The organism is Robertmurraya sp. GLU-23, assembly GCF_052983275.1.
The window spans coordinates 60,620-82,327 of record NZ_JBRKCV010000018.1; the positions used below are offsets into that span (position 1 = coordinate 60,620).

The following is a 21,708-nucleotide window of genomic DNA, read 5'->3' on the forward strand; positions in this document are numbered from 1 at the left end:
TATGGCCGAGATCGACCTACTATTATAATATTTTATTTATTCTAGGGATGAACGTTTGAGAAAGTTATCCCGATACTGAGAAGGTGAATACCCTTGCCACTTCTTGAATAATTGGCTAAAATATTTTGCATCATGATACCCTACTGAACTTGAGATGTCATAAATTTTTATATCTGGAACCTCTAATAATTCCTTTGCCTTCTCTAGACGTTTTTTTGTGACATAATCAAGCACGGTTACACCTGTCATATTCTTAAAGTATTCACAAAAATAAGTGGGATTCATATATACATATTCTGCAATTCTTTTAACAGTAATATTCTCTCCAAGATTAGCATTAATCCATTGTTTAGCTTGCTGTATAGAGTCAGGCTGATTCTCCTTCAAAGATTGAATTTTTTTCATCATGCTTAATATCCAATACTTTGTACGATCTTTTAGTTGATTAAAACTAGTGGCTTGTTTTGTAATTTGCATTGCTTCATCTAATAAATAAGGATCTATACAATAACCATCGTTATCCATCCACATATTAACTATTTTGATAAATAAATAGTTAATCGCCTCTTCCACCAATCCAGGTGAAGATAACGTTTCAATCTCATTAAAATAGGCTTGTAAACTCTCCAATACTTTTTCTTCATCTTTTTGTTCAAGCTTAAACATGATTTGTTGGGTACGCATATAAGTACCAGAAGAAATCCCTTTTGGTTTTTGTTCTAACTCATTTTTGATTAAATCATATTTAAAAATATTGTTTCCGCCTTGAATAATTCGAAACTGTAATAGAGACAATAATTTATTTTTATAATTTGGTAGTTCCATGATGTCCTGAAACTCATTTCCAATCGATACGGAAGCTGTATAAGGAGTATAGTCTCTTATATTTTGTTGTAGGTTTCTAATAAATTGGTCTGTTACAGATGTTAAAGAATTACTATCTATTTTGGATTGTTCATTAAGCAGCACCCAATAATTAAATTTTCCGTTTCTCCACCACCAACTCCATACTTTATCGTTATAAAAAATTTTTTTTAATGTCTCTTCTAAAATATTTTCAATAGCAAAATTCCAAACTTCCCATTCCCTTGATTCCACTTCTTTTGTCTTCGTTGACACTTGATCAATACTAATATATGCCAACGCATAATTACCTATTGGAAATTCCTCAACCCAATTCAGCATGGAGACATCTTTATCTTCCATCCAAGTCATCTCACTTAGTAACCGTACCTGCTTTATGTACTTTAATTGCGAAGCTTTTTCGTACACCTCTTTCAAATCCTGTTGTTCAATTCTTTTTTTCATTACCTTTTCTTTTACTTCCTGTAATTCGGACCGAAACTGTTCACGGTCTATAGGCTTCAAGATATAGTTAATTGCACCTTCACGAATTGCGCTTTGTAAGTATTGGAAGTCATCAAATCCACTAATGAAAAATGCAAAAAAGGAATGTGTTTTCTTTAAATTCCTAACTAAAGATAAACCATCCATTTCAGGCATTTTCACATCTGTAATAACAAGATCTACATTAATATGATTATTGATGATTGTCTCATAGGCTTCTTTCCCGTCTGAATATGTGCCAATAATTTCCCATTCATCTCCAAAGGACTTCACTAACCGCTCAATTCCTCGACGAATTCGTGCTTCATCATCAACAATAACAGTCTTAATAGTTATCATCTCCAAAAACCTCCCTGCTATTGACATACTTTGTAACTTCACTGACATCAATTAACTTTGTACGAATGATAACTTCAGTACTCTTATCCGAAGTGCTCTTAATGCTGATACCATATTTATGTCCAAACATCGTAGCAACCCTTGCATGAACATTGGTAATTCCAAAGCCAGAGTCACGATTTACAATTGGATCGGATTCCAATAACTTATGAATCCTTTGCATTCTTTCACTATCGATACCCGGTCCGTTATCACGAATGGCAAACAAAATATCTTCTTCTCCTAATTCATTAACGTCCTTTATTACGTCAATATTAATTGTCAGTTCCCTTCTTTTTTCTAACCCGTACTTTATCGCATTTTCAACAATTGGTTGCAAAATAAATTTCGGTGTGTAGTAATATTCACAATCTATTGTTTCGTTAATGTGAAAAGAAAGGCGGTCCTCAAATCTAAAGCTTTGAATACTTAAATAATCACGAACATGCATAACCTCTTTTGAAATAGGAATTAGTCGGTCCTTATTGCTTAACGAAAAGCGCAGCATTCTCCCTAGAATCGTAACCATGTCAACGACTATTTCTGAATCTCCTTCCTCTACTGCCATACCAATTGTTTCTAACGTATTGTACATAAAATGAGGATTAATTTGAGATTGCAGTGCGTAGAGCTCTGCATTCTTTTGTCTAAGTTCATTTTGATAGTTTTTTCGGATAAGCTCCCTTAATTGTGTAATCATAGAATGAAAGCTTCGGGCTAGAAAGCCAACTTCATCTTTAGAGTCAATTGGAATTTGAACTTCAAAATTTCCTTTTTCAACCTCTTTCATCAGGCTTCCTAAGGTTTTAATAGGTCTTGTTACAGTTAAAGCTAAATATATTGAAATCAATGTACCTAATAGAACTAGGACAATGAAAAATAAAACAATGACATTTGTAACAGTGTCTGTTCTCTCGGTTAGAAACTTAGTCGGGATACTGTGAACAAGGATCCAGCCCATGTTTGATGCTTCGTCCACACTTATTAATGTACTGTCACTAGAAGAATGAAAGCTCCCACTTAAAGTTGGAAAATCCTTAACCCCTCTATACATGCTACCTATTTTATTTGAATCCGTATGATAAATAATTTTACCCTCTCTGTTCATGAGCCAAATATCAGCTTTATCCTCGTGATCTAAATTATTGAATACCCTTTCGATAAAAGAAGTCTCAACAGCAATGAACAAAGTCCCTATCGTCTTTCGATTATCAAAGTCTATAATATTTTTCTTAAGTAAAAAATATGGAGGATTCCCTTCAAAGACTAACTTACTTTGATATGGTAGTAGAATTTGCATCTCATTCCCAAAGACAATGCCCTCATTTTTATCAAGATCTTTTAAATCAAAGCCTTTATAAGAAGTACGAGAATTTTCAAAAACATGGTTATTTGATACCAAGAAAACCCCTAAAATTTCAGAGCTATTATTATTTAAAAATGTCCTTGAAAAGAAACTTTTTAAAATATAGTCATCTCTATTTAACTCTGCAAGACTCTCATATTTTTCTTTTCTTAATATGGCCATTACATTTTCTGAGTTGTAAATTAATTCGGGCAGGGCAACTAATTCCTTGAAATTATTTTCGATATTTTCACTCGATTGATGTAATAGTCTGGGGATATATTCCCCTATTTGTTCCTCAATAGACTTTGTATATTGGACATAAGCAAAGTAACCTAACAAAGCCATAGGCAGAACGGTTAACAAAATATACGTGATGATTAACTTAGTAGATAAATGGAAATTTTTAAACTTAACATTCTTTAACAGATTAGAAATCATATTGATCAATATTTTCCTTTGTAAAATCTATTGGTAGTCCCATAATTACCATATCTCCAGTCACTTTAATTGTTCCTACTTTTGAAATAGCTTGCCCATCATAAGGAAGCCTATTGTCAAAAAGGTCGTTTGCTAAACTAACAGTTAAGTATCCTAGTTTTTGTGGGCTCCATAGTGTATTAACTTGAACCGTTCCATCTTTGATGTCTTCTCTAATTAAATTAGGAGTTGTTGTTCCAATGATAACAATTTCTCCGTTTTTATTATTCGTTTTAACAGCTTGTGCTGAAGCTGGGGGATTAATTGTTGAGATTGCAAGGATTCCAGCTAAATCAGGATAATTTTCTATGACCTGCATCGAGGTAGTGTAAGCCTTATCATAATTTTCATCAGTCGCAATAACATCTAATAATTTTAGATTTGGATAATATTCCTCATTTTGAATCTTTATCCACTTAATCCAATCATTTAAATTCGCTGAACTTTCCGATCCTGTCAAAATAATATAATTACCTGACTCTCCTGTCCTTAGAGCCAATGAATCCATTAGATGACGGCCTAACGTTTCAGGATCAAGCATATTGATATAAAACTCTCTGAATTCCGGATTAGTATCCGAATCCCAAGTAATTACTCTGATACCTTGATCTTTGGCCTTTTGTAGGATAGGACCAACTTTTTGCGGATCATTAGCTGCGATAGCAATAACATCCACTCTACTCCGTATCATTTCTTCTATTATTTTCACCTGTCCTTCCCATGTAGCATCACTAGGTGCCCTAAAGATCACTTCTATCCCTAAGTCATCTGCAGCTTCCTTTACTCCTTCTTGAACAGCATCAAAATATGAAATTCCACTAATCTTAGAAACTATCCCTATGGTATAGGAATCCAGTTGTTCACTTTTTTCTTCCACTTCCAATAGTTTACTAGGATTACTATAAATGACCTCATATTGTGCCTTCGGGCTACACCCAGCACTTATCATAACTATGAATAAAGTGATAAAAAACCTGTACATATTTATCCCCCTTGCTACATTAGTTAATAACATTGATTTAGGATGTATAAATGAACTCTTATTAAATATAGTTAGTAACCGTTTACAAAATAGTGTTAATTAACTTGTTCAGCAAGCAATGATATATCTTAAGAATAATTAAATATACTTTTAAAAACCTACTAAACGTAATTCTTTTATATAGCCAAAACGTTTTATCAGGTTTTCTCTCTTGGTTTTTATTGTACATGTACAGTATAACAAGATAATTCAGAAAGAACATCATCTATAGAAGCAATATTGCCCAGTAGTTTTCTTTGACTACGAACATATAACAATCTTTTTAAAAAAATTGACTTTAAATGACTAAGTAAATAGCACTCTAAATTGCATACTGACAATAGATATGTCATCGTGAGATTAAGGGTGCTATTTTTTTATTATTTTCTATATGAATTTTTAACTGTTAAGGGTAAATACAAGGATTTATATCATCATATGGTAAAATATAGTTAAAAATTTTAGAGAATCCTTGCAAGGCAGGTGGATCTAATATGCGAAAATCAACTAAAATGACAATTTGGTTTTTCACTGGATATGTTTTATTGATGGTATCTTTGATTAGTACAGTAGCATTTGTAGATTTCGATAAAACAACATCACCAATTAAGATTACTGAATCTAATACTACATTAAAGATGAGCTAATGAAGCATGAACGCAAAGTCGAAGAAAAGAATAAAGAACCAAAGCAAATATTATTTACTGTTTCAGATGAATTCGCGATTATTGCAGTTTCCCTAGGAGCCATATTAGACATAGTTATCGTTATTCTATGGGCTAGAAAAGAGAACCCGAAGTTAGAAGGAAGAGATATTACTAGCAAAAGAAGATGACGTGATAATAAATATTTTGGAATATAGTTGCTATGGGGATGGTTCAACCTAAAATAATAAATACTCAATAAATTGGATTAACATGATTAGTGTAAACATACTTCTACACGTTTTGTTTTATATATTTTTTACCAAATATTAATATTCCATATTTTAAGAACCATTAAAAAGCGGACCCTTCTGGAGGTTTTGATAATTAAGCGGAGAAATTCCTCTTAAATTAGAAAATAGCACTAATTATAGCTTAAATAGACGGAAAGATTCCGTCTATTGGCTCCTGAAACGTGAAAATAGGTAACTTTGCTCTGCTTAATCGGAAAACCTCCGCTTATTTCCCCTGAACAGAGCCCTATGCTGCAGTATAACCGAAAAATCTCCGCTTATTATTAAATTACTTATTTTCTTTTTTCAAACCATTTATTTTTCAACATTAGAAGAAAATTACAAAAAAGACCACTTCCCAGTTACTATCTGGAAGAGGCCTTTTCTCTTAAAATTAATTTCAGGTTATCATTTGTTTTCTTTTTATCAATTAACTACTGCAGCCACCTCCACAACTAGAGCAGCTGGAACCTCCTGAATCACCACCGCCACCTGAATCATGTGAATCACTACTACAAGCAAAACCTGAACAAGAAGAGCCTCCACTAAAAGGTGCAGCTTTTTGGTACTCTTCAGGGACAACTTCGCTCATCTGCTCATGAAATTCTTCTTCATCGTATAATGAATAATAGACAGCTGCCCCCGCTGCCAATGAATAAATGTGGGCGTTACTAGTTGAGGGATGTGGAGCAAACTCCTTAGATTCTGTGTATTGCTTTTCAGCCTCACCAATCTCACTTTTCATTTTTACGGACTAAATATCTTTTAACATCCAACCAATCTTCATTTTTTCTAAAATATTTTGATAGTAACTCCTCTTCAGGCAGTAGGAGGAAATCATCTAAAATCTCACGCTTAATAGGGTTCTGTAAAAAACTACCCCAGATAGCTCTACTGTTCGTGGTTACTTCAAATAGACTTATATAAACCCAGTCAAAGAAAGCTCGTTCTCCCGGGATCGGTGTGCTATCCATATTAGGTGTATGGTGCAATGTATCATTGTAAAAGTCCTTTGAAAACTTCTCATAATCCCTTGTAAACATTAACATCTCATGCCAAATTTCATCTACATGATGGCTAAACATCGGGACTGTTTTTAATAGACTATTCATCAAGAAATACCGCTTTAACTCAAACATCCCCCAATCGAATTCATGATCCTTCCATTTCGGATGGTTCTGTAAGACACGGTTTTTCACATTGTCCATATAAAAGTTGGGCAAAGATTGGTCCAGCTTTTTTACAATCGGAAGTCCTTCAACTACCTCTACACCTAGCTGTTCTGGGATTGGGTCATTCCTTAAGGATTTTTTCTTTCCACTAGAAAACAACGTACTTCCTATCAGTAAAAAAAGGCCGATCATCATAAACCCAATAAAAAATTCCATGCCCCTCTCCCCTTTCCAAATCATGTTTATTCTCTTTATCACCTTATATATACGATTTAATCATAAGTAAGTTTCGTTTAAATTTCTAGAATTTAACAAACACCTTAAGCAAAATTAACACAATAAGCTTAATTAGTACCTTATATCTCGTAAAAGACAAAAAAGGAAGCTTCTCATAAGTTTAGTCAACTTATGAGAACTTCCGTTGCATTAGCGCCATCACCAAACTATATGGTGGAATTATAGGTGTACATCTAGGATGCCAATTTTCAATTTCCGCCTAACATTTTGTCTATTTTTATGAGTTTATTTTGAAAAAAGAAAAAATCACCTCAGCACATAAGTCTGTAGGTGATTCCGTTTTTCAAAGTTTCTTTCAAAATTATAAATGAACCTCTTCACCTTCTTACACACTCAAGTACTGATATACGTCTTCATCCTGTATCTCATCTACCGAGCTCTCATACACGATTGATCCGTGATCAACGACATAGATGTAATCTGCTACACTTTTCGCATAATCTAAATTTTGTTCTACTAAGATCATGGATGTCTTACTTTTTTCTTTAATATCCCGAATAACTCTTTGAATATCTGCAACAATGTTTGGCTGAATTCCTTCTGTTGGTTCATCTAATAGCAAGAAAGATGGGTTAGAAACCAAGGCTCTTGCAATGGCTAGCTGCTGCTGTTGACCTCCACTTAAGTCCCCACCATTTCGATTCTTAAATTCCTTTAAGATTGGAAAATATTCATAGATATCCTCTCGAATGGAGTTCTTCTTTGGCCCACCACTTGCTTCTAGACCGATTAATAAATTTTCATAAACCGTAAGCTTCGGAAAAATCTCTCTGCCTTGTGGAACATAACCAATCCCCTTTATTGCACGATACGAAGGACTTTTTTTTGTAATATTATCATTTTTAAAAACAATACTGCCACTTTTCGGTGATAAAATTCCCATAATGGCTTTTAATAATGTGGTTTTCCCAACCCCATTTCGTCCCATTATACAAACCACTTGGCTTTCCTTTACCTTCAGCTGTATATTCCTTACCACCATGCTTTCACCGTAACCAACCTCTAAATTTTCCAGTTCTAGCATTAGATTAATCCTCCTTTCGTCCAAGGTATACTTCACGAACCCGAGGATCATTTTGAATCTCTTCCATGGAACCTTGACAAAGTAACTGGCCTTCATGCATCACCGTCACGATATCTGCATACTCTTTTACAAAATCCATATCATGCTCAACAATTAATACGGTCCGATCCTTTGCGATTTCACGTATCATTTCTCCTGTCTTCAGCCTTTCAACTTTAGACATTCCTGCAATAGGTTCATCTAATAACACTAGACCTGGATCCTGTAATAAAACCATCGCAATTTCTAACCATTGCTTTTGCCCATGTGAGAGAGCTCCTGCTTGCTGATCCTTTTCATCTAGTAACCCGGTTAAATGAAGCATCTCCTCTATATCTTTTTGTTGTTTTTTTGTTACTTTTGCTGTTATGGTTGCCCAAAGTCCCTTATCCTGCTTTAGGGCAATGATTAAATTTTCATACACAGTTAAGTTTTGAAAAATAGAAGGAGTTTGGAACTTTCGAGATATTCCTATATGGACGATTTTAAAATCCTTTAGTTTCACTAGATTTTGATCCTCCATATACATAACCTTCCCTTGACTCACTTGCGTTTTTCCACAAATAACATCTAATAAAGTTGTCTTCCCTGCCCCATTTGGTCCAATCAAGAAATGAACTTTATTATTTGTTACCTTAAAATCCAAATTCCTAATGGCTTTAAATCCACTAAATTCAACTGTAATTTTTTTCGACTCTAGCACTGTTTGGTTGTTTATCATGTAAACCACTCCACCTTTTTTGGAATTTCTTAAATAGTCCCATCAAACCGTCTGGTAAAAACACAACGACAATCACGAACATAAGTCCTAAGAAATATAACCAAATATCTGGGTAGGACTCACTGAAGGTTGTTTTTGCCCAGTTTACTAAAATCGCTCCTAGCACCGGACCAATCAGTGTACCTCGTCCCCCTAATGCTACCCATAACACCATTTCAATAGAAGGAATAATTCCCATCATGGTTGGTGAAATAATCCCTACCTGAAGAACAAATAACATCCCAGCTAATCCCGCAATTCCAGCCGATAAAGCATAAATAAAGGTTTTGAAGATGGCAGGATCATATCCTAAAAACCGAAGGCGATTTTCCCCATCTCGAATACCGATTAACACCTGTCCTAAGCGTCCGTTAATCAGCACTTTACTAGCAAAATAAACCATTGCCAGAACAGCAGCTGTAATGAGGTAAATAACAGTCTGTGTGGTTGTCGATGCTAATGAAAATCCAAAAATGGTACTAAAACTCGTCAAGCCATTTGTTCCACCCGTTAAACCTTGTTGCCCTACAAAAAGAGTGACCACAACTACGACTAATGCTTGAGATAAGATAGTGAAATAAACTCCATTAATACGATTACGGAACGTTAACAGTCCAAGTAGTAATGCAATTACTAAGGGAATGAATATTCCTAATAGGATTGCTAGAATTGGATTTTGAAACGGTACCCAAATGAAAGGAAGCTCTTGCACACCACTCCACGCCATAAAATCAGGAAGTTTAGTAGTACCGGAGGCCTCTAACTTTAAATACATCCCCATTGCATACGCACCAATTCCAAAGAAAATCCCGTGTCCCAAACTCAGTACACCTGTATAACCCCATAACAAGTCCAAACCAATGACTAAAATAGCAAAAGCTAAGTATTTACCGAGAAGATTCAGCCGGAAATCTGTTAGAAATAAGGGCGCTATTAGTAACACGATAAAACCTAACAATAGAAGATTTTTTTGATTAAATATCGATTGATTCATTATTTTCCCCATAAAGTCACCGCTCCTTATCTCTATTCGTCAAGTGCTCTTGATCGAGAACTTACAAGTCCAGAAGGCCTCCACTGTAAAAATGCGATAATTAGCATAAATACCAGTACTTTCCCGATTGTAGCTGAAGTGAAAAATTCAAAGACGGTATTGAAAAATCCAATTCCAAATGCACCAACCACTGCTCCTACAAGCGCACCAACTCCGCCAACGACTACTACCATAAATGCATCGATAATATAATAAGTCCCAATTGTTGGACCAATGGGCCCTAATAAGGTTAAGGCACAGCCTGCAATGCCAGCAAAGCCTGAGCCAATCGCAAAGGTCCCTAAATCGACCCTTCTTGTTTGAACACCTAAGCATTCTGCCATTTGTCTATTTTGCATAACAGCACGAACTCTTCTACCATTAGTGGTCCGATAAAAATAAAGGAAAATAGCAACAAGACATAAAATAGAAAGACTTAAAATAAAAAGTCGTGAGTATGGTAAAACAAGCGTACCTATCGTGAGTCCTCCATTTAAAAAGCTGGGACTCTGTACACCAACATTAGGCGCACCAAAGATCGATCTTGCTAATTGTTGGAGCATTAAACCAATACCATATGTTGCCAGTAAGCTATCTAAAGGACGTTTATATAAAAATCGAATCAACGATACCTCTAGTAAAATGCCAAATCCTGCAGCAATGAAAAAGGCGATAGGAATGGATAACAAAAAGTAAAGATCAAAATATGATTCAGGGACATACTTTAAAAAAAGGGATTGAATCACATATGTTACATATGCCCCAATCATAATTAACTCTCCATGAGCCATGTTAATAACCTTCATCAAGCCAAAGGTAACAGCAAGGCCTAGAGCAATTAATAATAAAATGGAACCAAGGCTTAATCCATTGAAAAGGGTTAATATTGTACCACTCATATCCTTGCTCCTTTCTACAAAACGTTTTGATAGTTGTAATTTCTACTAATGGAAAAAAAGTAGATAGAGGCTATTCAAACCTCTATCTAATTTAGTTATAAAGGTGTTTTCAAATCTTAAAAAATATCAATCTTTAGAAAAAAAGCCATTAATAAAATGATTATTGACCTAAGCTTTCAGCTAACCCGCTTGCCCAATCAAATTCCTTTAGGAATGGATCTGGTTTTACTGGTTCACCTGAATTCCATAGCTCTTTAATTTGTCCATCTGCCTGTACTTCACCAATCCTTACTGTCTTATAAACATGCTGGTTTTCCCCGTCAACCTTTACAAGACCACCTGGTGCCTGGAATTCTAATTCCTTAGCCGCTTCTTTTACAGCATCCACATCTGTTGTTCCAGCTTTTTCTACTGCAGCAGCCCATAAATAAACACCAAAATAACCTGCTTCAATTGGATCTGCTGTTACACGATCTTCTCCATAAGCTGCTTTGTAGGCTGCGACAAATTCACTGTTTTCAGGAGTTTCAGTCGTTTGATAGTAGTTCCAACTCGTTAAATGACCTGCAATTACATCTGCACCAATCCCTCGGACTTCTTCTTCAGCTACACTAACTGAAAGCACAGTAATATCTTCTGACGTAATACCTGCATCCTTTAATTGTTTGAAAAACGCCACATTACTATCACCATTTAACGTATTGAAAATGACATCTGGTTTTTCACTTTTTATTTTCGCAATGACTGTGTTATAGTCTGTATGCCCTAATGGTGTATATTCCTCACCAACTAAATCTGCATCCGCATCTTCAAGTTGTGCTTTAATTGCTGCATTTGCTGTTCTTGGGAATACATAATCTGATCCTAATAAGTAAAACTTCGTACCACGATTTTCTAGTAACCAATCAACAGCAGGAACAATTTGTTGGTTTGGCGCTGCACCTGTGTAAAAAATGTTTGGAGAGCTCTCCATCCCCTCATATTGAACTGGGTACCATAGTAACCCATTACTTTCTTCTACCACTGGAAGCATGGCTTTACGACTCGCAGACGTCCAGCCACCAAAAATGGTTGCAACCTTATCCTGCTGTAATAATTTCTTCGCTTTCTCTGCAAATGTAGGCCAATCTGATGCGCCATCCTCAATAACTGGCTTAATTTGCTTACCTAAAACGCCTCCGTTTGCATTAATTTCTTTTATTGCTAATAATTCTGCATCATGTACAGATGTTTCACTGATCGCCATGGTTCCACTTAAAGAATGCAAGATTCCTACTTCAATCACATCTTCTTCAGAATCAGAAGTACCTTCTGTTGATCCAGAGCTGCCCTCTTCCGGGGTGGATGCACCATTACTTCCTGAACACGCTGCAATAATCGTTGTAAAAGCTACCATTAGTAAAAAAAGATAAAACTGTTTTACTTTCATTTTTTAACCCCCGTTTTTATATGTAAAATTTTCTGACAATTCAATGATATCAACCTTACAAATGGTGCGCCATTACCATGTAAGGTAATATGACATAGTTTTTGATTTTTCCAAAAAAAACAAAAAAGCACTTGATGCCTAATTAGACAACAAGTGCTTTCTTTTACAACCTATTAAGCTCAATCTTAAGAAATCCATAACTTAAACAAACCTTCCGAGATTCCTAGATTATACATATAATAAACCCCAAATGCGGCACTTATAATTCCTGTAGCCTGAATAAATCGCCTATTGATAGCGACCTTCCTTGAAGATAAAATAAACGGAATTCCAAGAATGGTAGTAAAGCATAGCATCCCTACAACTGTTCCTACACCAAAAATCCCAATATAAATGGCACCTTCCCAAATCGAGCTTACTGTACTCATCGTTAAAATAATCATAGCAGAACTTCCTGCTAAACCATGAATAACCCCCATAAATAACGACTTGCCATAAGAAACTTCTTTGTTTCCTTGTTTTTTCATTACCCCTTCGTGATCCTTATGTTTTTTAGCCTTAAAGGATGCTACCCCGAAGTAGACAAGCATGATCCCAACCAAAAATTCTAGTGACATCGCCCATACTTCCGGAATCTCCCCCTTTAGTAGAATAATCGTAATCCCTACAATAAATAATGTCGCCGTGTGACCAATCCCCCAAAATACTCCTGTTAAAGACGAGCTTATAAGCTTTTGACTTTGACTCGCAATCGTAGACACAGCAATCACGTGATCCGGCTCAATCGCATGCTTTATACCAAGAAATAAGCCAATCCACAAAATAGATAACAATCCTACATCTTCCATAATAATCCCCCAATAAAAAGACCTATTTTAATATTTCCGCCAAAGAATAGATTCTTTATTTAATAACACGCGCCTGCTATATGTCTGGGCTTCTGCTATGATTGCTTCAATGATTCCAGAATGATTGGCCAATAATCGCAGAATACCCCCTTGATCTGGTAATGCTGATAATCCTAAATGAACATCGGGAAAGTTTTCAATAAGATAAGAATAAAGCTTATCTAAAAACTTTTTATTCACCTGCTCATGAATAAGAATAAATGTACCCATATGGGTATACCCTTCCATTTGCATGATTCCGTTCATTTGATGATCAGGTTCTAAAAAAAGATGATCAAATAACATTAGCTGTCCGTCTTTAAAAATCTTAAGTTTAGATCGAATCCATTCATATTTAAAAAAACTCCCATCTTTTGCCCAGCCAGGAGTAATGATATCGCTATAAAAAAAACACGAATCATGTTCTATTTCAACCTCGGTTTCTTGTATAAATCGAGCGTCTTCATATGCAATCAACGGATCTGGAATGTACTCTAGTACACTCCCAGACCCTAGTTTAATTTTTGTTTGCTGACGTACAGGTTCTGTAGGAGTTTTATAAACCTTTGTTGACGATTGTGTAGTAACTAGGAGATGAGCACTGTCATCTACCTGTATTTGAGTGAAATAAGAATCTCCATTAACATACCCTCCACCCACATGAATGAGATAGATAGAAGGGGAATCTCCCTCTAGATAGATTGGACGTGCTATTTTTAAGGCTCCCTCATAATAGCACGAAGAAATTATCGTTTTTTCATTCTTTTTAGAGGCGATAAGATCTAAAACTCCTGTGTAGCTCATGAACCCAATCCCATTAATAACGCATTCTTTTTAATCCAATCAACAACCTGATCTAAACCCGTACCATCCTTCAAATTCGTGAAAATATATGCCTTTTCCCCTCTCGCTGCAATCGTATCACTTTCCATAATCTCTAGACTCGCCCCCACATATGGAGCTAAATCAATCTTATTTATAATAAATAGATCTGATTTAATCATCCCCTGCCCACCTTTTCTAGGGATTTTTTCCCCTTGAGCAACATCTATGATATATATGGAGAAGTCGACCAACTCTGGACTAAAGGTTGCAGCTAAATTATCTCCACCACTTTCCACAAAAATCAATTCTAAATCCGAATGCAGTTCTGTTAGCTCATCAATGGCCGCAAAGTTCATAGATGCATCCTCACGAATAGCTGTATGAGGGCATCCGCCAGTTTCCACACCAATCACACGGTCCTCAGGCAATACTCCGTTTTTAATTAAAAAATTCGCATCTTCTTTTGTATAAATATCATTTGTCACAACCGCCATGCTCAGCTCTTCATTCAATGCTCGCGTTAATTTTTCGACTAGCATTGTTTTACCGGCCCCAACAGGACCACCAACTCCAATTCGTATCGGTTCCATCTTCATCTCTCCTTCATAACGCTTAATTAAGACATAAATAATCGTACAGGTAGCCTCTCATGACGCATTTGCGCAATTTCCAAGCCTGGACTTACCGCACCTAAATCATCCTTTGTTAACTTCATAATTCTATTTATGGCCTCGTGAATCTTCACCTGCATTTCGATCAACAGCTTTTGACCATCTGTTTGACCTAGTGGCACGCCTCGAACGGCATTTTGAATAAGTGATGACACAGAGGCAAATAGGTAGGCTGAAAGAATTTTCTCCTTATCAATCTGCAAGTGATGTGCAACAAAAGCAAACACAAGTGCCGAATGACCGTAGCCCTGTTTATTTTTTATAAAATGGAGATATTCCCCTAAGGTAGTTGAAGAGTATAATTCCATACACAACTTCGCCATTCGTTCCCCAATTCTGCGATTACCCTCTCTTGTTTCCTTCGCAAGACTCGACACATACAATAGACGATCAATTTCGAGTAGCTCATTCATACCTCTGCTAGATTCCAAGATTTCATATGATAGTCTACAAGCAAGTCCATCTGAAAAGACTAATTGTTTATCAACGAAGGCAGAAATGGCAGTTTTAAAGCTTTCCTTATCTACAATCACTTGTTCTTGGATATATGTTTCTAAACCAAATGAGTGCGAAAATGCCCCAGAAGGAAAATTAGAATCACATAATTGTAGTAAAGGCATTAAATCATTATCCATGACTATGTCCTATATGACGAAACGCCTGACCTACTTTTCTATTTTCTCGTTTATAAGGCACCTTTACCTGATTAAGTAATTCCTCGACAAGGTAATCATACTGAACCAACATTTCATCACCTTCAAATTGGGCTGGAAGATGGCGATTTCCTAACTGATGTGCAATATCACCCATTTGTCCAATCGAAGTTGGCATGATTACTAACACATCATCCTCTTTCACCGAAATAACAATCATATTTTTTTCATCCATATGAAGAATATCTCCATCAACCAAATCTTTATGATCCTTTAGACGGATTCCAATTTCTCTCCCATGGTCTGTAATAACCCGCTGGATTCTTTTGACCAGTAAATCACTTTCCAAATAAACACGTTCAACATGTGGAGTTCTTTTATCAATTGTCGATACATTACCTAGCACTTTTTCAATGATCATTTTATCCACCTCAAAATAAGAAATAACGCTGGGCCATTGGAACAACCTCAGCTGGTTCACATGTAATCAATTCCCCATCCACACGAACTTCGTATGTTTGCGGATCAACTTCAATATTTGGTGTTGCATCATTAAAAACCATTGATTTTTTTGATATGTTCCGGATTCCTGAAACACACTTAATTTCTTTTTGAAGTCCTAACTTCTTATGAACACCATCTTCGTATGCAGCCTTAGAAACGAACGTGATGGATGTTCGATATTTCAAGCTTCCGTGACTTGCAAACATCGGGCGATATAAGACAGGCTGAGGTGTAGGAATACTCGCGTTTAGATCACCCATTATACTATGAGCAATCATCCCACCTTTTAGAATAAGATCTGGTTTCACCCCAAAAAAGGCTGGGTCCCACAAAACTAAATCTGCAAATTTACCAACCTCCACAGATCCCACATATTCTGAAATACCATGTACAATCGCAGGGTTAATGGTGTATTTAGCAATATATCTTTTTACCCGAAAGTTATCTCCTACTGAGAGATCCTCTTGCAGCTTGCCTCGTTGCTTCTTCATTTTATCGGCTGTTTGCCATGTACGGGAAATCACCTCACCCACACGTCCCATTGCCTGGGAGTCTGATGAAATCATACTGAACACACCTAGGTCATGTAATATATCTTCAGCTGCAATGGTTTCCTTTCTAATTCTTGAATCCGCAAAAGCAACATCCTCCGGTACACTCGGATCCAAGTGATGACAAACCATCAGCATATCTAGGTGTTCTTCAAGTGTGTTTACTGTAAATGGACGGGTTGGATTTGTAGAGGAAGGAAGAATATTAGAGTATCCAGCTGCTTTAATAATATCAGGAGCATGCCCACCTCCAGCACCCTCAGTATGGTATGTATGGATAACTCGGCCATCAATAGCAGCTAAGGTATCTTCCACAAACCCTCCTTCATTTAAGGTATCTGTGTGGATAGCAACTTGAATATCAAATTGATCCGCTACTTTTAAACTAGTATCAATCGTTGCGGCAGTTGTTCCCCAATCTTCATGAAGCTTTAAGCCAATAGCTCCTGCTTCTATCTGTTCAATAAGAGGTTTTTCATCTGAAGAATTCCCCTTGCCTAAGAATCCTAGATTCATAGGGTATTCTTCTGCAGCAAGAAGCATCCCATGAATATTCCATGGCCCCGGTGTACAAGTTGTTGCATTTGTTCCTGTTGCAGGACCTGTACCTCCACCTAACATGGTCGTAATCCCAGAGGAAAGGGCCGTTTCAATCTGTCCAGGAGCAATGAAATGAATATGAGCATCAATTCCACCCGCAGTTACTATTTTTCCCTCTGCAGCGATTACTTCAGTAGAAGCACCAATAACAATATCAACATTGTCCATCAATAATGGGTTTCCCGCTTTACCGATAGCAGCAATATACCCATCCTTTACACCAATATCAGCTTTATAAATGCCTGTATAATCGAGAATAATGGCATTGGTGAAAACTAAATCGACACTCTCCGCTCTAGTTGCTAAAGGATGCTGCCCCATTCCGTCCCGGATCACCTTGCCACCGCCAAACTTCACTTCGTCTCCATATGTTGTATAATCTTTTTCTATCTCAATAAATAGTTCGGTATCTGCCAAACGGACGGCATCCCCAACTGTTGGACCAAACATATCAGCATACTGCTTTCTGGACATTTTAAAGCTCATTAGTCTACCTCCTATCTACTGGACCATTTGTTTTGTTATTTAAACCGTAGACCTTTTGTTCGCCTGAAAACGGAACAAGCTCTACTTCCTTTTGATCTCCTGGCTCAAAACGCACAGCAGTACCAGCAGGAATATTAATGTGCATCCCAAATGCTTGTTCACGGTCAAAGTGTAAACCTGAATTGACTTCAAAGAAATGAAAATGCGATCCTATTTGAATCGGGCGGTCTCCTCTATTAAGAACTTGAATTTTCTTCGATTGTTTATTTTCATTGCATACAATCACTTCTTTTTTCAACACATACTCACCAGGAATCATTCATTACTCCTCCTCATATTAACGAATGGGGTCATGCACCGTCACAAGCTTTGTCCCATCTGGAAAAGTTGCCTCCACCTGAATATCATGAATCATTTCAGGAATACCCTCCATTACATCTTCCCTTGATAATACGGTGGCACCATACTGCATTAACTGAGCTACCGTCTTTCCATCTCGCGCACCTTCAAGGACTTCATATGTAATGATAGCTACAGCCTCTGGATAATTAAGCTTCAATCCACGCTTTTGCCGACGCCGTGCTAAATCAGCCGCTACAACCACCATCAATTTCTCCATTTCCCGCGAAGTAAGCTTCATTTATCTCACCCTTTCATTCAATAGACCCCAAGTTACACATAAACTAACATGCGATGTAAGGAAACCTAACATACAAATAAGGTAACATATGTTGGTTTTTTTTACAATATTTTAAAAAATAAAAAAACGGGACATCTGTGAACGAGTAGAGCCGGTTTTCACACTCCTTTTAGGGCTATTTGGATTATTTCAATGTCAGAAAACTAAAAATGCCTAGAAAATAAAAAAAGCCTCCCAAAAGTTCAGTGAACTTATGGGAAAGCTTCATCTCCTGCGTAAAAAAGGGCCTCGTGATTCCGCAAGGCGCTACCATCTATATTTATTATTTTAATAATAGGAGAATTTAATTGACGATAAGCTTCATTTGGCTCTGAACAATCCCTATTTTATCGTTAAGTCTCAATAATTAAATGAATAAGGAAAGTTAACGAATTTTTCAACCTATACTTAAAATCCAAGAATCATGAAGCCACATTTCGGATATACGCCCTCCCATCCAAATCATGTCCTGTTCGAAAGACATTATATTTCCATCAGGACCTACAATAACCCAACCCCATTTGTTATCCCCAGGCATAAATAACTTATATCGAACTCCGGTTAGAGTCATTTCTTTTCCATTTACGATAATGGAAGAATCTTCTCGACGAATCCATGTATTTTCAGAACGCTGAAATAAACCTGGCTCCACTTTTTGGAGGTATTCTTCCACGATTTCTCTCGTTTCTCCATGAGACGGAAGTGTGACTGCCCTTTTTCAAAGCGTTGATCCATCCACATCACGCCAACGACTTTGTACTTGTCCTGTGTAACTGTAAAAGAATACTGTTCGCCTCCTAATCCATTATTTTCACCATTTGCTTTTTCATAACGAAACACCCAAACATCGACCTTATCTTGTTTAACACTGCGAACACTCTTTCCTTCGTAACCTTCGGGAATTGTAAGTTTTGTCAATGCGTGATTTAATGCCTCTTGCTGATATTCTTCTAGATTCATTGATTTCACCTCATCAATTTTTTATTTTATATAACACAACTTTAATGTGATTAGTTGAGTTACTCACTAGATTTTATACAGCTAGTGAACGTTCATTAGCAAATAATTCCTTTTTCCTCCAGCCGCCCCACTGATAATAAGCGATTGAAAATAGACAGCTGATCAAGAAGCTAATTCCCATACCTAATGCGATCCCTATTTCTCCAAATAGAGAAGAAGCCATATACGTTAATGGAACTCGAAATACCCACAATGAAATAATGTTTAAAACTAATACCTGGAACATGGCTCCTGATCCTCGAACAATCCCATTTAAAATAAAATTCAAGCCTAAGAATGGATAAAAGAAAGCAATCGTCTCTAAGTACAATTTTCCAAAAGCAACACTCTCTGGATCTTTGATAAATAACTTAATAAGTGGTTCTGCGCAAACGAATAAGACGACAGCGATTGCTAACATGATCCCCATATTATAAATGACACCAACCCTTGAAGTTAGCGAAACGCGATCCCATTTATTTGCCCCTATGTTTTGTGCAGCCATCGCATTCACAGCCGTACCAAGCGCCATTGCTGGCAGTAAAATGAGGTTGTCTAAGCGTTGTGCAGCACCAAACCCGGCCACAGCTTCAGGTCCAAATGCATTTACCGCGGATAAGATGACATTCATGCCTGCATAAATAACAATCATTTGTATAATGGACGGAATGCCTAATTCTAAAATCGTTTTTACTTTTATCCAGTTCGGCAATTGAAGTTTGAATGCATACTTTACATACTTTCTTGCTACATAAAACAAGCTGTAAAAAAATGCCACCAAGTATCCCAACACCGTTGCATAAGCAGCGCCTGACACACCCATGCCAAAACCTACAATGAACACCGGCGTCGCAATAGAATTCACGATCGTTCCCGCTAAAATAAAATATAATGGGGTTCTACTATCTCCAAATGCCCGTAACACTGTACTGACAAAATTATAACCAACTAAAAACAGGATACCGATAAAGTTAATTTTCAAATACTCTCTTGCAATAGGTATCAGCGACTCTGGTGTATTAAGAAGAGCAAGCAACGGTTCAACAAAAATGTAACCTAAAACTCCAACTGCAAGCGACATGAGAACTAATAGAACGATAGAGTTACTCATATAAAGTCGTATTTCATCAGGATCGCCTTTCCCCCTCAACTGCGAAAAAATCGTCAGTGTCGCGTTGTTGCTACCCAGCGCAAATGCCAAGACGATGGTCATCACTGACATTCCAATCGTAACAGCACCAAATGCTGTGCTATTTAGCAAATTCCCGACCCACAGACTATTAATTAATTGCATCGATGCTTGAAGTAAATTCGTTAATACAATCGGCAGTGAAAATATTAAAAGCTTTCGATAGATCGAACCTTCTGTAAAATCTCCCTTCACACATTTTCCACCTTCCAAAATAATAATCTGGTTCTGTTTATAAACTTAAAATAGTTCCTCCTATAATAAACGAATGTTCATTAATTATCAATGTGAATGTCCTAATATTTCCTTTTTCCCTCACCTTTTAAAGAGTAGTCATTTATTTGAAATTAAACGAACGTTCACTTATAATGTTGGCATGCGAATAAAAGACAATGCTAAATATATCCGTATTTTTAACTCCGCTATTAAATCGATTAATGAATTAGGATTATCAGGAACATCCATTTCAAAGATTGCCAAAAAGGCAGATGTATCTGTAGCAACCATTTATGTTTATTTTGAAAATAAGGAGGATTTAATAAACAAAGTCTATTTAGGGGTAAAAGAAGATATTAGCGAAGCAACATTTAAAGATTTCCACGATAGCATAGAGCCATATGAAGCTTTCAGTCTTGCTATGACAAATTTTATTAAGTTTTTATCTGAAAACACAGCGCATTTATTATTTTTAACACAGTTTGCTAACTCACCCTTAATCAATAATTTTTCACAACAAGAAGGACAATCCCTATTACATCCGATCTATAGCATGTTTGAAAAAGGAAAACAACAAAACCTATTTAAAGACGTGGATACGAAACTTCTCGTCACCTATACCTTTGATCCTGTCATGAATTATTTAAAAGGCCACATTCATGATAGCCATTCTTTCGATCAGCACATGATCCAAACTATTATTGATATGAGCTGGCAAGCCGTAACGCAACATAAACCAGTAAACTCTTGAGGAATTATCGTAGTCTTATAGGAAGATCTCATAATACTAGATAAAGAAACCACATATTAGATGAACCTGATATGTGGTTTCTTTATCTTCAAATATTATGCTCTTATTAATTCAAATGAATAGCCTATCTTCATCCAGACAAAAATGTTTTCGCGAACACACGAATTGACATAGTGAAACTTATTGGTTAATTTAGTTTCATGGAAAATCAAATTGAAGTATTTAAAGTGTTAGCTAACAAAACAAGATTAGAAATGTTGAAATGGTTGAAGGACCCCATGAACCATTTCGATAAGCCATCTATGCATCTTTCAAGAAATCTAAGTGAAAAAGGAGGAGTATGTGTTAAGGACATCCAGGAGAAAGCAAATATTTCACAATCTACAGTATCACACTATTTACAAATGATGCAGAAAGTGGGGCTTCTAGAATCTGAGCGTCACGGACAATGGACTTACTATCGTAGGAATGAGGAAAATATAAAAAAACTTGCTGCCTATATAAAAAATGATCTTTAAGATCTTTTTTTTGCTTAA

General features: G+C 36.4%; 23 protein-coding genes. 3 read left to right on the top strand and 20 right to left on the bottom strand.

Annotated elements, in window-relative coordinates:
* Positions 1-36: 36 nt before the first annotated feature.
* Genes ACVBAX_RS21085 through ACVBAX_RS21095 form a run of 3 tightly spaced genes read right to left on the bottom strand, consistent with a single transcriptional unit; the run spans position 37 to position 4,532 of the window.
* Positions 37-1,686, bottom strand: a complete 1,650-nt coding sequence (locus ACVBAX_RS21085) for a response regulator transcription factor (RefSeq protein WP_447118716.1) — start codon at positions 1,684-1,686, stop codon at positions 37-39.
* Entirely contained in the window at positions 1,673-3,511 is a 1,839-nt protein-coding gene (locus ACVBAX_RS21090) for a sensor histidine kinase (RefSeq protein ID WP_447118717.1), read from the bottom strand. The genes ACVBAX_RS21085 and ACVBAX_RS21090 overlap by 14 nt, the downstream gene beginning before the upstream one ends.
* On the bottom strand, positions 3,501-4,532 hold the full coding sequence (locus ACVBAX_RS21095; protein WP_447118718.1) for an autoinducer 2 ABC transporter substrate-binding protein: 1,032 nt from the start codon (positions 4,530-4,532) through the stop codon (positions 3,501-3,503). The genes ACVBAX_RS21090 and ACVBAX_RS21095 overlap by 11 nt, the downstream gene beginning before the upstream one ends.
* Positions 4,533-5,217: 685 nt before the next feature.
* Between ACVBAX_RS21095 and ACVBAX_RS21100 the strand changes: the two genes are divergently transcribed.
* The gene (locus ACVBAX_RS21100; RefSeq protein ID WP_447118719.1) at positions 5,218-5,406 is read left to right on the top strand and encodes a hypothetical protein; all 189 of its coding nucleotides are present in this window, start codon (positions 5,218-5,220) and stop codon (positions 5,404-5,406) included.
* 532 nt (positions 5,407-5,938) lie between these two features.
* Here the strand turns inward: ACVBAX_RS21100 and ACVBAX_RS21105 are convergent.
* The 17 genes from ACVBAX_RS21105 to ACVBAX_RS21185 form a co-directional block, all read right to left on the bottom strand.
* Entirely contained in the window at positions 5,939-6,253 is a 315-nt protein-coding gene (locus ACVBAX_RS21105; protein WP_447118720.1) for a hypothetical protein, read from the bottom strand.
* On the bottom strand, positions 6,243-6,896 hold the full coding sequence (locus tag ACVBAX_RS21110; RefSeq protein WP_447118721.1) for a hypothetical protein: 654 nt from the start codon (positions 6,894-6,896) through the stop codon (positions 6,243-6,245). The genes ACVBAX_RS21105 and ACVBAX_RS21110 overlap by 11 nt, the downstream gene beginning before the upstream one ends.
* Before the next feature lie 406 nt (positions 6,897-7,302).
* The gene (urtE, locus tag ACVBAX_RS21115) at positions 7,303-8,001 is read right to left on the bottom strand and encodes an urea ABC transporter ATP-binding subunit UrtE (protein ID WP_447118722.1); all 699 of its coding nucleotides are present in this window, start codon (positions 7,999-8,001) and stop codon (positions 7,303-7,305) included.
* Positions 8,002-8,005: 4 nt separating this feature from the next.
* Positions 8,006-8,761, bottom strand: a complete 756-nt coding sequence (gene urtD, locus ACVBAX_RS21120) for an urea ABC transporter ATP-binding protein UrtD (protein ID WP_447118723.1) — start codon at positions 8,759-8,761, stop codon at positions 8,006-8,008.
* Positions 8,715-9,806 (bottom strand): urea ABC transporter permease subunit UrtC, encoded by a 1,092-nt coding sequence (urtC, locus tag ACVBAX_RS21125; protein WP_447118724.1) that lies wholly within the window; start codon positions 9,804-9,806, stop codon positions 8,715-8,717. Before urtC ends, urtD begins: the two co-directional genes overlap by 47 nt.
* Positions 9,807-9,826: 20 nt before the next feature.
* Positions 9,827-10,732, bottom strand: a complete 906-nt coding sequence (gene urtB, locus ACVBAX_RS21130) for an urea ABC transporter permease subunit UrtB (RefSeq protein ID WP_447118725.1) — start codon at positions 10,730-10,732, stop codon at positions 9,827-9,829.
* Positions 10,733-10,892: 160 nt separating this feature from the next.
* Positions 10,893-12,161, bottom strand: a complete 1,269-nt coding sequence (gene urtA / locus ACVBAX_RS21135; RefSeq protein ID WP_447118726.1) for an urea ABC transporter substrate-binding protein — start codon at positions 12,159-12,161, stop codon at positions 10,893-10,895.
* Between the two features lie 185 nt (positions 12,162-12,346).
* Positions 12,347-13,009, bottom strand: a complete 663-nt coding sequence (locus tag ACVBAX_RS21140; protein WP_447118727.1) for an urease accessory protein UreH domain-containing protein — start codon at positions 13,007-13,009, stop codon at positions 12,347-12,349.
* A gap of 27 nt (positions 13,010-13,036) precedes the next feature.
* On the bottom strand, positions 13,037-13,852 hold the full coding sequence (locus tag ACVBAX_RS21145) for an urease accessory protein UreD (protein ID WP_447118728.1): 816 nt from the start codon (positions 13,850-13,852) through the stop codon (positions 13,037-13,039).
* Positions 13,849-14,463: an urease accessory protein UreG gene (gene ureG, locus ACVBAX_RS21150; RefSeq protein WP_447118729.1), complete on the bottom strand. Its 615-nt coding sequence runs from the start codon at positions 14,461-14,463 to the stop codon at positions 13,849-13,851. The genes ACVBAX_RS21145 and ureG overlap by 4 nt, the downstream gene beginning before the upstream one ends.
* 26 nt (positions 14,464-14,489) lie before the next feature.
* Positions 14,490-15,179, bottom strand: coding sequence for an urease accessory protein UreF (locus tag ACVBAX_RS21155; RefSeq protein WP_447118730.1), 690 nt, complete (start codon positions 15,177-15,179; stop codon positions 14,490-14,492).
* On the bottom strand, positions 15,172-15,618 hold the full coding sequence (gene ureE, locus ACVBAX_RS21160; protein ID WP_447118731.1) for an urease accessory protein UreE: 447 nt from the start codon (positions 15,616-15,618) through the stop codon (positions 15,172-15,174). The genes ACVBAX_RS21155 and ureE overlap by 8 nt, the downstream gene beginning before the upstream one ends.
* Positions 15,619-15,628: 10 nt before the next feature.
* Positions 15,629-17,338: an urease subunit alpha gene (gene ureC / locus ACVBAX_RS21165; RefSeq protein ID WP_447118732.1), complete on the bottom strand. Its 1,710-nt coding sequence runs from the start codon at positions 17,336-17,338 to the stop codon at positions 15,629-15,631.
* Between the two features lie 4 nt (positions 17,339-17,342).
* Complete coding sequence (locus ACVBAX_RS21170) at positions 17,343-17,657, bottom strand: urease subunit beta (protein ID WP_447118733.1); 315 nt, start codon at positions 17,655-17,657, stop codon at positions 17,343-17,345.
* 18 nt (positions 17,658-17,675) lie between these two features.
* Positions 17,676-17,978: an urease subunit gamma gene (locus tag ACVBAX_RS21175; RefSeq protein WP_447118734.1), complete on the bottom strand. Its 303-nt coding sequence runs from the start codon at positions 17,976-17,978 to the stop codon at positions 17,676-17,678.
* A gap of 621 nt (positions 17,979-18,599) precedes the next feature.
* Positions 18,600-18,977 carry a hypothetical protein gene (locus ACVBAX_RS21180; protein WP_447118735.1) on the bottom strand — a complete coding sequence of 126 codons (378 nt, stop codon included), beginning with the start codon at positions 18,975-18,977 and terminating at the stop codon, positions 18,600-18,602.
* A 73-nt stretch (positions 18,978-19,050) separates the two neighbouring features.
* Positions 19,051-20,400, bottom strand: a complete 1,350-nt coding sequence (locus ACVBAX_RS21185; protein ID WP_447118736.1) for an MATE family efflux transporter — start codon at positions 20,398-20,400, stop codon at positions 19,051-19,053.
* 181 nt (positions 20,401-20,581) lie between these two features.
* Between ACVBAX_RS21185 and ACVBAX_RS21190 the strand changes: the two genes are divergently transcribed.
* Entirely contained in the window at positions 20,582-21,172 is a 591-nt protein-coding gene (locus tag ACVBAX_RS21190; protein ID WP_447118737.1) for a TetR/AcrR family transcriptional regulator, read from the top strand.
* Positions 21,173-21,372: 200 nt separating this feature from the next.
* Positions 21,373-21,690: an ArsR/SmtB family transcription factor gene (locus ACVBAX_RS21195; protein WP_447118738.1), complete on the top strand. Its 318-nt coding sequence runs from the start codon at positions 21,373-21,375 to the stop codon at positions 21,688-21,690.
* The last annotated feature ends 18 nt before the right edge of the window (positions 21,691-21,708 follow it).